Below are 12,994 nucleotides of genomic sequence, written 5' to 3' on the forward strand. Positions count from 1 at the left end.
CCGGCGCGAACCGGTCCCCGTTCGGCATCAGCCGTGGCAGGGGCAACCGGCATGGTCGCAGCCGGCCGACTGCGCATGGTGATCGGCGCAATTGTCGCCGCAGAACAGGCGGCCCTCGGCCTCGATGGCCTTGGCGGTGCTCACGACGCACACGCAATCGGCACAGGCGCACTTCACCATTTCAACAGCTACGGTCATCGGATCATTCCTCTTCGATCGGTTCTTCGGGTTCGAGCACATGGTCCATCATGTTGGTGAGCATGGAACGGACATGACAGTCGGGCAGCGCGTAGAAGATGTTCCGCCCGCTACGCGTCTGTTGCAGCAACCTCCCCGCGCGCAGCAGCCGGAGATGCTGCGAGGCGAGGCTCTGGCTGACCCCGACCGCTTCGGTCAGTTCCCCCACCGATCGCGGCCCGTTCAGGCATTCCGCCACCAGCCGCAGGCGATTGGGTTCGCCCAGCAACCGGAACAGTTCCGCCAATTGCGATGCCTCGTCCTGCGTCATTTACCCATCAACATATGAACACGTCCTAATATATTTATATTATACGATGCGTCAAGTGATCCGACGGCTGCTGCGGACATTCGTCGCACCGCGAAACCGATCCGCTTGCAAGTTCGTTGCGCTTTTGCGACGACGCGCTGACCATGGCCTTTCGCGCCATCCGTTCGAGGATTTGCATGACGACGAGTTCCAACGCCGCGACCCGACGGAAGCCGCGCGGCGTACCATCGCCGGCCGGCATCTTTCTGCGCGGGTTCGTCAAGCATCCGGTGATGGTCGGATCGGTGATCCCCTCGTCCAACCGCCTGATCCGCAAGATGCTGGCTCCGATCGACTGGGCCGGTGCCAAGGTCGTGGTGGAATATGGTCCCGGTGTCGGCACCTTTTGCCGCCCGATCCTCGAACGGCTGGCACCCGATGCACAGCTGATCGTGATCGACACCAATCCCGACTTCATCGATTATCTGAACGCGACGATCCTCGATTCCCGCTTCTCGGCGGTGCATGGGTCGGCGACCGACGTCGAACGCATCGTGGCGGAACATGGCCATGCCCACGCCGATTACGTCCTGTCCGGCCTGCCCTTTTCCACGCTGCCGCCGGGCATCGGCGACCGGATCGCCGCCGCGACGCAGGCCGTGTTGCGGCCGGGCGGTGCGTTCCTCGTCTACCAGTTCAACCCGCGCGTGCGCGATTTCCTCGACCGGCAATTCGCGCGGATCGACCATGACATGGAATGGTGGAACGTTCCCCCGGCCCAGTTGTGGTGGGCGTGGAAGGATTGATCGGGTAGCATCTGGCCCCCCTTGCGCGTTGATCGCCGGATGACCTCCACCCCCGCGCCCGTCGCCTGGCTCAACGCCGTCGCGACCGCGACACCCTCGCACGATATCCACAACGCCTTTATCGGCTGGGCGCGCCGACGCCTGCCCGAACGCGAGGCGAAGCTGTTCGACCGGATGGTCGAGCGCGCCGGAATCGGCCATCGCTGGTCGGTGCTGCCGGTCGGGTCGGATGGCGGTTCGCCGGTCGCCCCCGGCGGTTTTTATGCCGCGGCGATGCCCGGCACCGCCGCGCGCATGGCGATCTATGCCGATGCGGCACCGACGCTGGCCATCGAAGCCATCGAATCCTTGAGCGAACGGGTGGCGCTGGACGGGATCACCCATCTGGTCGTGGCGAGCTGCACCGGCTTCGTCGCGCCGGGCATCGATCAGATCATCGCCGCGCGGATCGGCCTGTCGCCGCACGTCGAACGGCTGCTGGTCGGGTTCATGGGCTGCTATGCCGCCGTCGCCGCGCTGCGCAGCGCCCGCCACATCGTCCGGTCGGAGCCGCAGGCGCGGGTGCTGGTCGTCACGGTCGAGCTGTCGACGCTGCACCTCCAACCCGCGACCTCGCTGGAGCCGCTGCTGGCGATGCTGCAATTCGGCGATGGTGCCGCCGCCGCGCTGGTCACGGCCGACGCGACGGGGTTCGCGATCGAGGCGCCGTTTGCCGCGACATTGCCCGATTCGGCGGCGCTGATCCGCTGGGACATCACCGATGCCGGCTTTGCGATGCATCTGTCGGGCGAGGTGCCGGCACGGATCGCGCAGGCGCTGACCGATCCCGATTTCGCCAGTGCCGCGACCGGGGGGCGTTCGCTGTCCGACGTGGATGGCTGGGCGGTCCATGCCGGCGGGCGATCGATCCTCGACGCGGTCGAGCGCAGCCTGTCGCTGTCGCCCGAGGCACTGGCCGCGTCGCGTCGCGTTCTGGCGGCGAACGGCAACATGTCGTCGGCGACGTTGATGTTCGTGCTGGCGGCGATGCTGGACGGGCCGCCGGTATCGAACGGCATCGCACTGGCCTTCGGTCCCGGCCTCGCCGCCGAAGGGTTCGGCTTTCGGAGCGCACCATGAGCTTTCCCCGGTCCCATGCCGAAGAGGCGATGGACGATCCCGCCCTGCCCCCCGAAACCTATGCCGCGGTGTTGCGCGACCTGGCGCAGGTCAATGTCGTGACGATGGCGGCGCGACCGACGCTGGCGTTCCTGGACAGCATCGTCGGGCGCGGCGACCGGTTGAAGCTGCTTGATGTCGGCTATGGCGATGGCGACATGCTGCGCCGGATCGCGCGCTGGGCGGTGAAGCGCGGGGTGACGGCGGAACTGGTCGGGATCGACCTGAACCCGCGTAGCGAAGCCATCGCCCGTGCCGACACCGCCCCCGACCTGCCCATCACCTATCGCACCGGCGACTATGCCGATCTGGCGGGCGAAGGCTGGGACGTGATCGTCTCCGGCCTCGTCGCGCATCACATGAGCCATGGACAGCTGGTCGCGTTCCTGCGGTTCATGGAGGCGCAGGCGGCACGCGGCTGGTTCGTCAACGACCTGCACCGCCACCGGTTCGCCCATCGCGGCTATCCGCTGCTGGCGACCTTGCTGCGCTGGCACCGAATCGTCCGGGCCGACGGCACGCTGTCGATCGCGCGATCCTACCGCCCCGACGAATGGCCGCCGATCCTGGCCGAAGCGGGGATCACGGGAGCCGAGGTCCGGCGGCGCTTCCCCTTCCGGCTATGCGTCGAACGCCGGCGCTGATCGCCGGCGGCGGTCCGGCGGGGTCGGTCGCCGCGCTGCTGCTCGCACAGGGCGGCGACCGGCCGCTGGTGCTGGAGCGATCCCGCGAACCGCAGGATGCGCTGTGTGGCGGGTTCCTGTCGTGGCGGACGCTCGAATCGCTGGCAAACGTCGGACTCGATCCGGCGACGCTGGGCGGCCATGTCGTACGCCGAGTCGTGCTGTTCGCCGGCAAGGGCCGCGCCGAATCCCCCTTGCCCGCGCCCGCCATCGGCCTGTCGCGTCTGCGACTCGACGCGCTGCTGCTGGATGCGGCACGGACAGCCGGTGCGGGCGTCGAGCGCGGCGTGACGATCCGCTCGGCCGAGGACACCACGCTCCACACCGGAGACGGCGCGGCGGTAAGCGGCGACACGCTGTTCCTCGCCACCGGCAAGCACGATCTGCGCGGGACGATGCGCGACGCGCCGGTCGGCGACGATCCGGCGATGGGGGTGCGCGTGCGACTGGCACCGAACCCCGCGCTAACCCGGTTGGTCGGCGACGCGATCGAACTGCACGCCGTCGCCGGTGGCTATGGCGGGCTGGTGCTACAGGAGGATGGCAGCGCGAACCTGTGCATGGCGCTGCGCCGGTCGCGCCTCAAGGCAGCGGGCGACCTGCCCGCATTGTTGCGCGAACTGGCGGACGAACTGCCCGCGCTGGGCGAGCGACTCGCGCATCTGCACGGCACGCCGGCGATCGATGCCATCGCCAACGTTCCCTATGGCTGGCGGGCGAAGGGCACGGTGCCCGGCGTCTATCGGCTGGGCGATCAGGCCGGGGTGATCCCGTCGCTGGCGGGCGAAGGCATGGGCATCGCCATCGCCAGCGCCATCCGCGCGGTGCGGCATTGGCAGGGGCATGGCCCGGACGGTGCGCCCGATTTCCAGCTCACGCTGCGCCGGCACCTGCATCGCCCGATCGCGCTGGCCGGGGTGCTGCGGACGCTGGCCGAACATCCCGCAGCCCATCCGCTGCTGCTGGCAGGCGGGCGGGTCGCGCCGCTGGTGAATGCCATGGCGCGCTGGACCCGGATCACATCCGTCAGCCGCCGTTCAGCAAACCCGGCCTAGCGCGCGCCATTCCCAATGCGCTGTGCGTCCGGGGCTTGTGCCGCCGGGGGCGGGCGCGGTATCCGGCGCATTCCCATGGCACGCACTCCCAAAAGCCCGCAGCAGCGGCCCGCCGCCGCCCGATCCCGCTGGTGGCGCATCCTGCGCTGGGTGCTGGGGATCGGTGTCGGTCTCGCCCTCTTCGGCGCGATCGCACTGATCGTGGCGGTCTATAATGCCAAGGCGAACCTGCCGAGCTTCAACCAGCTCAAATCCTCGCCCAACGGACAGATGATCCGGGTGCGCGCGGCGGACGGGTCGATCCTCGTCTCGCTGGGGCCGAGCTATGGCGAATGGATTCCCTATGCGCAGATCCCCGCCGCGATGCGCGAGGCAATGGTGTCGGTCGAGGATCGCCGCTTCCGCTCGCACTGGGGCGTCGATCCGGTGGCACTCGCCCGCATCACCAAGTTCGCGATCGACAATCGCGGCACCGGGCGGCGGCTGCAGGGCGCCTCGACCATCACGCAACAGGTCGCGCGCACCATCTTCCTGTCGAACAGCTATACGGTCGGGCGCAAGTTCCGCGAGATCATCCTGGCGCTCGCGCTGGAACGCAAATTCACCAAGAACCAGATTCTCGAGCTGTACCTGAACAAGGTCTATTTCGGCGGCGGTGCATATGGCATCGATGCGGCGTCGCGGCGCTTCTTCAACCATCCCGCCACCACCCTGTCGCTATCGGAGGCCGCCGTGGTCGCCGGTCTGGTAAAGGCCCCGTCGCGCTATTCGCCGACCGCCGATGCTGAGGCCGCCGTGGGCCGCGCGGGCGTCGTGCTGAAACTGATGCAGGAAACCGGCGCGATCACCGCCAGCGAGGCGATGGATGCCGATCCCAAGGCGATCAGGCTCGCCCCCGAACCGCAGCAGAACAGCGTGCGCTATTTCACCGACTGGGCACTGCCCCAGCTCGAAACGCTGATCGACGAAACCGAAGCACCGCTCGACGTGTGGACCACGCTCGACCCGTCGATGCAGAAGAGCGCCGACACCGCGATCCGCGCCAATGCGCCGGCCGGGGTACAGGGTGCGCTGGTCGCGCTCGACCGCGACGGCGCGGTGCGCGCCATGGTCGGCGGCAAGGATTATGTCTCGTCGATCTACAACCGCGCGACGCAGGCGACGCGCCAGCCGGGTTCGGCGTGGAAGCTGTTCGTCTATCTCGCGGCGCTCGAAGCGGGCATGAACCCCGACAGCCAGGTCAACGACGCCCCGGTCACCATCGACGGCTGGACGCCGCGCAACGCGTCGCGCCGCTATAGCGGGCAGGTGTCGCTGCGCACCGCCTTCGCCTATTCGCTCAACACCGTCTCGGCGCGGCTGGGGCAGGAGGTCGGCTTCGCCACCGTCGCCGACATGGCGCGGCGCTTCGGCATCACCACGCCGGTCAACACCCGCCCGGCGATGGTGCTGGGCACGTCCGATGTGCGATTGATCGACCTGACCCGCGCCTATGCCTCGGTCGCGAGCGGCGGCACGGCGGTCGTGCCCTATGGCATCACCCGCGTCACCGCCAACGGATCGGTCATCTACCAGCATCAGGTCGACAGTTCGCGCGTGCTGGTCGCCCCCTATGTCGCGCAGCAGATGACCGATTTGCTCCAGACCGCGGTCAATACCGGCACCGGCCGCGCGGCGCAGATCGGCCGCCCGGTCGCTGGCAAGACCGGCACGACGACGTCGTACAAGGACGGCTGGTTCATGGGCTTCTCGTCCGGCATCACCACCGGCGTCTGGATGGGCCGCGACGATGCGAAGGCCGTTGCGGGCTTGCAGGGCGGCACCGCGCCGGCCCGCGCCTTTGCCGCGTTCATGCGACAGGCGGTCGCCAACCGCCCGGTCGAGGAATTCAATACCAAGGTGACGCTGCCCGAATGGCAGGAGGAACCGGACGCGGAGAGCTATTATGGCGCTCCCGACGACCGGGTCTATGTCGATCCCGACGGCAATCCGGTCGAACAGCCACGCGCGACCCAGCCCGATGCAACGGTCGACGATAGTGACGAACCGTTGCCGCAGCAGCGCGTGCCCGACGAACAGCTCGACCAGGACTGGATCGACCGCGCGCTCGGCCGCAATCCGCGCGGCGAACAGGGTGCGCCACCACCGCGCCGCCCGGCCCCGGACCGTCGCCAGCAACCACCCGCCGACCGTTACCCGGACGAGGACGCCCGCCCGTACCAGTGAAGCGCGGCGCCCTCCGCCCGCAACCAGCGGCGGGCATCGTCCGGGTCGCCTTCGAACAGGTCGGCGACCAGCGCGTGGAAGGCGGGGCCGTGGTGCATATGGATGCGGTGCGCGACCTCATGCGCCACGGTCGCGCGACGGACGAAGGCCGGGGCGAGCAGCAGCCGCCAGCTATAGCGGATCGTGCCGTCCCCGCTGCAACTGCCCCAGCGCGCCTTGGGATCGCCGACAGCGACCCTGGACACGGTGACGCCGGCCTTTGCCGCGTAATGGGCAGTGTCTTCTGTCAGGACGCGCAACGCCTCGCGCCTGAGCCAGCGTTCGATTCGGATCGGGAATTGGTCGAGCGTACCGCCGCAGGTCAAAACCCATTCGTCATCCCGGCGCAGGCCGGGATCCATGGATACGGGCGGTATCGAAAGAGTCGCCGCGTCCCGTGACCATGGACCCCTGCCTTCGCCGGGGTGACGATCGGACAGGAACACCGTCCGCGACGCCCCTTCCCGCCACGTGAGCCGCACCGCGCGATCCGCCACCGGCACCACTGCGCCATCGACGAACGGCCGCCCCGTGGGCAGCTTCGCCCGCTGCGTCGCGATCCAGTCCGCCTTTTCCCCGGCCCATGCCACCGCCTTGGCCAATGCCATCCGCTTCGGCACGGTCAGCCGTACCCGCCCGGTGGCCGGATCGACCGACAGCCGCGCGACCCTTGCGCGCGGATGGCGGACGACCTCCAGTCCGTCGATCACAGCGTCCGGTCGGTCAGGTGGTTCTCCAGGTCGCCGACGTCGTTCTCCGACACGGTCCACCCGCGCGTCGACTGGCCGGCGGCATGAACGCTCTCCCGGTCACCACTGTTGAGATAATGCCACTCAGGCAACGGCTTCCCCTCATTGCGCAACCGATAGGCGCAGGTGGAGGGCAGCCATTCGATATCGCCGACATTGCGCGCGTTCAGCCGGACGCATTCGGGGACATAGGCGTGGCGGTGGCGATAATCGCTGCACTGGCCCATGCGCCGGTCGAGCAGCTTGCACGCGACATTGGTCGCATGGATCTCGCCGGTGTCCTCGTCCTCCAGCTTGTGCAGGCAGCATTTGCCGCAGCCGTCGCACAGCGCCTCCCATTGCGCGCGGTCGAGCGCGGCGAGCGGCAGGTCTTCCCAGAAGCGCCCGCTCACCGGACCCACTTCTTCAGCTCGGCGGCGACCGCCTCGCCGCTTTCGTCCTGCGGCAGCAGCGCGACCGGCTGGCCCTTCGGATCCATCAGGATCGCGGTGCGCATATGGTCCATCAGATATTCGGTCGCGCCGGGCGACTGCTGCTTGGCATAGGTGACGCCATAGGCGCGCGCGGCATCCGCGATCGCCTGCGCACTGCCGGTCAGCCCGACCATGCGCGGATGGAAGGCCGAGACGAACTTCCCGACCACCGCCGGCGTATCGCGTTCGGGATCGACGGTGATGAAGATCGGCACGACCTTCGCCCCCAGTTCGGGTTCCTCGCTCTCGAACGCCTTCACGCCCGCCGCGATATTCTGGACGTCGACCGGGCAGACATCGGGGCAATAGGTATAGCCGAAATACATGATCCGCCATTTGCCGGCGAAATCGGTGTCGCGCACCACCTTGCCGGTGGAATCGGTCAGTACGAACGGCCCGCCGATCCGCGCGCCCGCCAGCGGCGGCGTGGCCGCCGGTTCGGGGGCACCGCCGCAGGCGGCAAGGGCCAGCGCGAGCGCCGGGGCAAGGGTACGCAGGATGCTGTTCATGGTGTTGCCAGCCATGATCTGATAGGCGACGCCTTGCAAGCCGCGTAACGTCCTTTGGAGCTTACCCCATGTCCGTCCTCCGCCTCGCCCTCGCCGCCGCGCTGATGCTGCCTGCCGCGGCGCACGCGCAGCAGATGTCGCCGGGCTATCTGTTCCTGAAGGCGGTGCGGGACGAGGATGGGAACAAGGTCAACGATATCCTCGGCCAGCCGGGCCAGACGATCATCAATACCAAGGACCGCACCACCGGCGAAGGCGCGCTGCACATCGTCGCCAAGAGCGGCAACCTGACCTATCTGCGCTTCCTGCTGGCGAAGGGCGCGAACCCCAATCTGCAGGACAATCGCGGCAACACGCCCGCGCTGCTGGCAGTCGAATCGGGGTCGGTCGAGGCGATCAACGCGCTGGCCGCGCGCAAGGCGAACCTCAATCTGGGCAATAGCAGCGGCGAAACCCCGCTGATCCGCGCGGTGCAGCTGCGCAACCTCGACATGGTGCGCGCGCTGGTCGCGGCCGGTGCCAACCCGGACCAGGCGGACGTGATCGCCGGCCTGTCGGCGCGCGACTATGCCAAGCGCGACACGCGCACGCCGGCGCTGCTGAAGCTGCTCGACGAAGCACCGGCCGCCAAGCCCAAGGCGGCGGTGGCCGGCCCCCGCTTCTGATTCCCGGTCGCCGCTGCGAACGCCATCGCGGCGGCGATACCCGCCTGCTCCCGACAGTTGCAGAGCCGGGTCGGTAGATGCCGCCGGCCGGCCCGACCATGCGCGCCATGCCGCTCGTTCCGCGACAAACCGGAACTTGGCACGACGATAGAGTTGGCGTAATTCAATTCCCATCTATCTGGTAGACAATCGAACCCGTCAGGAGATCGAACATGTCGCTCAAGATCGGGGATCAGGTTCCAAACTTCACCCAGGCGTCGACCGCGGGGCCGCTGAGCCTCTACGAATGGGCCGGGGATCGCTGGGTCGTGCTGTTCTCGCACCCCAGGGATTTCACGCCGGTCTGCACGACCGAACTGGGCGCGGTCGCCGCGCTGTTGCCCGAATTCGCCCGGCGCAACGTGGCGGTAGTCGGCCTGTCGGTCGATTCGATCGACAGCCATTTGCGCTGGGCGGAGGATATCGCCGAGACGCAGGGACAGGCACTGAACTTTCCGCTGATCGCCGACGACGATCGCCGGGTGGCGACGTTGCTCGACCTGATCCATCCCGAAGCGTCCGACACGACGACGGTGCGCACGGTGCTGGTCATCGATCCGGCGCGGCGGCTGCGCCTGACGCTCACCTATCCTGCCTCGACCGGCCGCAATTTCGCTGAGATCCTGCGCACGATCGACAGCCTGCAGCTGACCGACGCGCACAAGGTCGCGACGCCTGCCGACTGGCGACCCGGCGGCGACGTCATCATCGTGCCCTCGGTCGACGACGCCACCGCCCGGACGCTGTTCCCCGATGGCTGGACCGAAGTGAAGCCCTATCTGCGCACGGTGCGGCAACCGGCATGAGCGGCACCGGGCGGCGTGCGCGGCCGGGCCGGCGCTGGGAATGGCCGACGCTGGTCGTCGCGGTGGCGATTTATGGCGGCTGGATCGCGCTCACCTGGGGACACCGGGCGATCCCCGCACCCGTGCTGGCGCTGGCCGGCGGATGGCTGATCGCATGGCACGGATCGTTGCAGCATGAGGTGATCCATCGCCATCCGACCGGCCGCCGCGCGATCGACGATGCGATCGGTTTTCCGCCGCTCGCATTATGGCTGCCCTATGCCATCTATCGGCGCAGCCACCTCGCCCATCATCGCAGCAGCTGGATCACCCATCCGGTCGCCGACCCCGAATCGCGCTATCTCGAATCCGATGCGGGCGCGGCCGGGATCGTCGCGCGGTTGCAGGGCACGTTGATCCTGCGGCTGCTGCTGGGACCGGCGATCGCGATCGGATCGCTGGTCATCGCCGAACTGCGCAGGGTGCGGCAGCATCCGATCGCCGTCGCGCGGGACTGGCTGCCGCATCTGGCCGGCTGTGCGCTCGTCGTCGCGTGGCTCGCCTCGAACGACTTCGGGCTGGTCCGCTACCTGCTGCTGTTCGTCTATCCGGGCACGGCGCTGTCCCTGCTGCGCTCCTTCGCCGAACATCATGCCGAGGCGCGCTCCCCCGGCCATGCGGTGACGGTACAGCGCGGCGGCCTGTGGGGCCTGCTGTTCCTCAACAACCATCTCCATGCCGCGCATCACGAACGCCCCGGCCTGTCATGGTACCGGCTGCCGGCGTTCCAGCGGCGGCGCGCCACGCGCACGTCGAACGCAGCCGAGCCAAGCTATCGCAGCTATGGCGAGATTGCCCGCCGCTTCGCCTTTCGCCGCCACCATATCCTCGTCCATCCCGGCGCGCGGGCCGAATGACGCGGGCGGTCGCCTCGCTCGGGATGTACGACCACCCTGCGCAGCACGCCGCCAACGACGCGCTGTGGCGCACGATCGCCGGGAAGCTGCGCCGACACGGAATCGATGCGCCCGACACGCTCGACCGCAGCCGGCCGGTCGAGCATGTGTGGCGCGATCCCGACCTGCTGTTCGCACAGGCATGTGGCTATCCGCTGGCGACCGCGCCCGACCTGACTCTGCAGGTCGTGGCCGCCCCGGTCTATGCCGTGCCGCACGGTGCCGGCGCGACCCATCGCAGCGTGGTGGTGGCGCGCGCCGACGACCCCGGCGACGGCATCGCCGCGTTCCGCGACCGGGTGGTCGCGGTCAACGCGCGCAGCTCGAACACCGGCTGCAACCTGTTGCGCGCGCTGGTCGCGCCGCTCGCGCGTGAGGGCCGCTTCTTCGCCTCGGTCGTCGAAACCGGCGCGCATCGCGCCAGTGCGCAGGCGGTGCGGCACGGCGCGGCCGATGTCGCGGCGATCGACGCGGTGACCTTTGCCGCGCTGGGGCGCTACGAACCCGATCTCACCACCGCGCTGCGCATCGTCGCCACGACCGCGCCTTCGCCGACCCTGCCCTTCGTCACGGCCGCCGGCACGTCTCCGGCGGTGCTCGCGGCGCTGCGCGATGCGCTGGACACGGCCCTTGCCGATCCGGCGACGGCGGCGGCACGCGACGCGCTGCACCTGGTCGCGGTGCGTCCTGCGTCGCTCGACGACTATGCCCCGCTGCGTACTCTCGCCGAACGGGCCGGCGCAGCGGGCTATCCCGAACTGCGCTGACCCGCCCGCCGCTCACACGGTCGTCCCGCCCGCCGCCGGCAGCCAGTCGCGGCACGCCGCCGCCGCCTGCGGATCGCGCTGCCCCGCGCAACGCTGCGCCCCGGCTGCGCGCAGTCGGGCAAGCGTCTCGCCGCCGCGATGCCGGACGCTCCACTCCGCCAATGCCTTGCCGAGCTTTTCGAGCCGCAGGCGGGTGCGCTGGCGATAGCCTTCGGGCTGGCCGGCCAGTTCGCCGATCACGTCGCCGGTCGCCCGCTCGATCGTGGCGCGATCGTCGGGCGACAGGCGCAGCAACCCCTCGACATAGGTGACGCCCCATTGCACCCGGCTGGCCGGTCCCTCCGCAGTGGCATAGCCGCGCCGCAGCCAGTCGAGCGCCTGTCGCCGGTCGCCCCGCGCCTCGGCCAGTTCGGCCAGCGCGGGCATGTAATAATAGGGCGTGTGCGAGCGCTTCAGTTCGGCCGTCAGCAACCGCTGCGCCCCGTCGGCGTCGCCCGCCTCCCCCAGCAGTTCGGCGGCGGTGCTGATGACCGCCTGGCGCGCATAGGCGTCGGTGACGCTGCGGTCGGCCCATGCCGCCCGGTCGCGCACCGTCCTGCGCAGCGCGGCCGGCACCGGCGCGTCCTCACCCGCGCGGTCGCGGAACAGCGCGATGGCGGCGACGATCGACGACAGCCGCTCCGATGCGACCAGCTTCGCATCGCCGAACAGCGGGTCGAGCGCGGCGACGATCGCATCGCCGGTCCGCTGCCGGGCGGCGGCATCCTGCGGCGCGGCGGCGCGGACCAGCGCGACCGCGCCATAGGTCAGCGCGGCGCGATTGGCGCGCACCTCGGCCGGATCGCGCAACACCGTCGCCAGCGCGGCGCGCAGGCGGGCGGCGCGTTCGGGTGGCAGCGGCGGGGCGTCGTCGTTCGCCACCGCCTGCGCCTGCAACAGGAACTGCCGCTGCAACCGGGGATCGGGCGCGGCATCGGCCAGCGCGCCCAGCGCGGCACCGGCGCTCGTCTTGCGCGCCGGGTCGTACCACCCGCCATAGCCGGCCAGCAGTGCCCAGTCGTCGGCGGACAGCGCCCCCGGCGTCGCGCGCACCCGGCGCAGCAACGTGTCGATATCCGCGCTGCCGCGATGCACCGCATCCAGCGCGGCGGTGACCTGCACCGGGTCGCCGGTGCCCGACAGGCGGGTGACCTCGCTGCGATCGGGGCGCAGCACGATCAGCGTGGGATAGCCGGTGATGCCGAACCGCTCGCCCCATGCCTGCGCCCCCGGCGTATCGCCGTCGAGATAGACCGGCACCACGTCGCGCGTCCGCCCGATGAAGTCGGCGTTGCGGAACAGCCCGGCCTTCAGCTGGTTGCACGGCGGGCACCATGCCGCTCCCCAATAGAGCAACACCGGCTTGCCCCGTTCCTGCGCCTCGGCAAAGGCGTCGGTGACGTCGCCGCGCCGCCACGCGATCCCGGTCGCGGCGGATGCGGTCGCCATGGGTGTTGCGGACGGATCGGACCGATCGCCGCAGCCCGACAGGGCGAGCGCCGCGACGGAAAGCGCCAGCGTTATCGACGGCGACAGGTGACGGGTCATGCGAATCTCC

At 69.5% G+C, this 12,994-nt stretch carries 15 protein-coding genes; 9 read left to right on the forward strand and 6 right to left on the reverse strand.

What is annotated here, in order from left to right:
* Positions 1-27: 27 nt before the first annotated feature.
* Together MF609_RS03315 and MF609_RS03320 are read right to left on the reverse strand one after the other, a co-directional pair.
* On the reverse strand, positions 28-198 hold the full coding sequence (locus MF609_RS03315; protein ID WP_242414874.1) for a metallothionein: 171 nt from the start codon (positions 196-198) through the stop codon (positions 28-30).
* Between the two features lie 4 nt (positions 199-202).
* Positions 203-508 carry an ArsR/SmtB family transcription factor gene (locus MF609_RS03320; RefSeq protein WP_242414875.1) on the reverse strand — a complete coding sequence of 102 codons (306 nt, stop codon included), beginning with the start codon at positions 506-508 and terminating at the stop codon, positions 203-205.
* Between the two features lie 176 nt (positions 509-684).
* On the opposite strand from MF609_RS03320, the gene MF609_RS03325 reads away from it, so the two are divergent.
* The 5 genes from MF609_RS03325 (at position 685) to MF609_RS03345 (ending at position 6,415) form a co-directional block, all read left to right on the forward strand.
* A complete protein-coding gene (locus tag MF609_RS03325; protein WP_242414876.1) occupies positions 685-1,293 on the forward strand; it encodes a class I SAM-dependent methyltransferase in 609 nt (202 codons plus the stop codon).
* A gap of 39 nt (positions 1,294-1,332) precedes the next feature.
* A complete protein-coding gene (locus MF609_RS03330) occupies positions 1,333-2,412 on the forward strand; it encodes a type III polyketide synthase (RefSeq protein WP_242414877.1) in 1,080 nt (359 codons plus the stop codon).
* Positions 2,409-3,095 (forward strand): methyltransferase domain-containing protein, encoded by a 687-nt coding sequence (locus MF609_RS03335; RefSeq protein ID WP_242414878.1) that lies wholly within the window; start codon positions 2,409-2,411, stop codon positions 3,093-3,095. The genes MF609_RS03330 and MF609_RS03335 overlap by 4 nt, the downstream gene beginning before the upstream one ends.
* Positions 3,074-4,189 (forward strand): NAD(P)/FAD-dependent oxidoreductase, encoded by a 1,116-nt coding sequence (locus MF609_RS03340; protein ID WP_242414879.1) that lies wholly within the window; start codon positions 3,074-3,076, stop codon positions 4,187-4,189. The genes MF609_RS03335 and MF609_RS03340 overlap by 22 nt, the downstream gene beginning before the upstream one ends.
* Before the next feature lie 75 nt (positions 4,190-4,264).
* Positions 4,265-6,415, forward strand: coding sequence for a transglycosylase domain-containing protein (locus tag MF609_RS03345; protein ID WP_242414880.1), 2,151 nt, complete (start codon positions 4,265-4,267; stop codon positions 6,413-6,415).
* On the opposite strand, the gene MF609_RS03350 is transcribed toward MF609_RS03345, so the two are convergent.
* Genes MF609_RS03350 through MF609_RS03360 form a run of 3 tightly spaced genes read right to left on the reverse strand, consistent with a single transcriptional unit; the run spans position 6,382 to position 8,200 of the window.
* Positions 6,382-7,164 carry a M48 family metallopeptidase gene (locus MF609_RS03350; protein WP_242414881.1) on the reverse strand — a complete coding sequence of 261 codons (783 nt, stop codon included), beginning with the start codon at positions 7,162-7,164 and terminating at the stop codon, positions 6,382-6,384. The two genes, MF609_RS03345 and MF609_RS03350, sit on opposite strands and share 34 nt — an antisense overlap.
* Positions 7,161-7,595 (reverse strand): YcgN family cysteine cluster protein, encoded by a 435-nt coding sequence (locus MF609_RS03355; RefSeq protein WP_419723047.1) that lies wholly within the window; start codon positions 7,593-7,595, stop codon positions 7,161-7,163. The genes MF609_RS03350 and MF609_RS03355 overlap by 4 nt, the downstream gene beginning before the upstream one ends.
* Complete coding sequence (locus MF609_RS03360; RefSeq protein WP_242414883.1) at positions 7,592-8,200, reverse strand: SCO family protein; 609 nt, start codon at positions 8,198-8,200, stop codon at positions 7,592-7,594. The genes MF609_RS03355 and MF609_RS03360 overlap by 4 nt, the downstream gene beginning before the upstream one ends.
* A 53-nt stretch (positions 8,201-8,253) precedes the next feature.
* On the opposite strand from MF609_RS03360, the gene MF609_RS03365 reads away from it, so the two are divergent.
* The 4 genes from MF609_RS03365 (at position 8,254) to MF609_RS03380 (ending at position 11,397) form a co-directional block, all read left to right on the forward strand.
* Entirely contained in the window at positions 8,254-8,850 is a 597-nt protein-coding gene (locus MF609_RS03365; protein ID WP_242414884.1) for an ankyrin repeat domain-containing protein, read from the forward strand.
* A 212-nt stretch (positions 8,851-9,062) separates the two neighbouring features.
* Positions 9,063-9,695, forward strand: a complete 633-nt coding sequence (locus MF609_RS03370) for a peroxiredoxin (protein ID WP_242414885.1) — start codon at positions 9,063-9,065, stop codon at positions 9,693-9,695.
* Entirely contained in the window at positions 9,692-10,591 is a 900-nt protein-coding gene (locus tag MF609_RS03375) for a fatty acid desaturase (RefSeq protein ID WP_242414886.1), read from the forward strand. Before MF609_RS03370 ends, MF609_RS03375 begins: the two co-directional genes overlap by 4 nt.
* A 23-nt stretch (positions 10,592-10,614) precedes the next feature.
* On the forward strand, positions 10,615-11,397 hold the full coding sequence (locus tag MF609_RS03380; RefSeq protein ID WP_242414887.1) for a phosphate/phosphite/phosphonate ABC transporter substrate-binding protein: 783 nt from the start codon (positions 10,615-10,617) through the stop codon (positions 11,395-11,397).
* A 12-nt stretch (positions 11,398-11,409) separates the two neighbouring features.
* Here the strand turns inward: MF609_RS03380 and MF609_RS03385 are convergent, their stop codons facing one another.
* Positions 11,410-12,984: a thioredoxin family protein gene (locus MF609_RS03385; RefSeq protein ID WP_242414888.1), complete on the reverse strand. Its 1,575-nt coding sequence runs from the start codon at positions 12,982-12,984 to the stop codon at positions 11,410-11,412.
* Positions 12,985-12,994 lie beyond the last annotated feature (10 nt).

The sequence above is a fragment of the Sphingomonas panni genome, from assembly GCF_022664435.1.
Taxonomy (GTDB): domain Bacteria; phylum Pseudomonadota; class Alphaproteobacteria; order Sphingomonadales; family Sphingomonadaceae; genus Sphingomonas; species Sphingomonas panni.

Bases quoted from the DNA above. Each gene is read 5' to 3' on its own strand.
- MF609_RS03315 (WP_242414874.1), bottom strand. From the start codon at position 198: ATGACCGTAGCTGTTGAAATGGTGAAGTGCGCCTGTGCCGATTGCGTG.
- MF609_RS03320 (WP_242414875.1), bottom strand. From the start codon at position 508: ATGACGCAGGACGAGGCATCGCAATTGGCGGAACTGTTCCGGTTGCTG.
- MF609_RS03325 (WP_242414876.1), top strand. From the start codon at position 685: ATGACGACGAGTTCCAACGCCGCGACCCGACGGAAGCCGCGCGGCGTA.
- MF609_RS03330 (WP_242414877.1), top strand. From the start codon at position 1,333: ATGACCTCCACCCCCGCGCCCGTCGCCTGGCTCAACGCCGTCGCGACC.
- MF609_RS03335 (WP_242414878.1), top strand. From the start codon at position 2,409: ATGAGCTTTCCCCGGTCCCATGCCGAAGAGGCGATGGACGATCCCGCC.
- MF609_RS03340 (WP_242414879.1), top strand. From the start codon at position 3,074: ATGCGTCGAACGCCGGCGCTGATCGCCGGCGGCGGTCCGGCGGGGTCG.
- MF609_RS03345 (WP_242414880.1), top strand. From the start codon at position 4,265: ATGGCACGCACTCCCAAAAGCCCGCAGCAGCGGCCCGCCGCCGCCCGA.
- MF609_RS03360 (WP_242414883.1), bottom strand. From the start codon at position 8,200: ATGGCTGGCAACACCATGAACAGCATCCTGCGTACCCTTGCCCCGGCG.
- MF609_RS03365 (WP_242414884.1), top strand. From the start codon at position 8,254: ATGTCCGTCCTCCGCCTCGCCCTCGCCGCCGCGCTGATGCTGCCTGCC.
- MF609_RS03370 (WP_242414885.1), top strand. From the start codon at position 9,063: ATGTCGCTCAAGATCGGGGATCAGGTTCCAAACTTCACCCAGGCGTCG.
- MF609_RS03375 (WP_242414886.1), top strand. From the start codon at position 9,692: ATGAGCGGCACCGGGCGGCGTGCGCGGCCGGGCCGGCGCTGGGAATGG.
- MF609_RS03380 (WP_242414887.1), top strand. From the start codon at position 10,615: ATGTACGACCACCCTGCGCAGCACGCCGCCAACGACGCGCTGTGGCGC.
- MF609_RS03385 (WP_242414888.1), bottom strand. From the start codon at position 12,984: ATGACCCGTCACCTGTCGCCGTCGATAACGCTGGCGCTTTCCGTCGCG.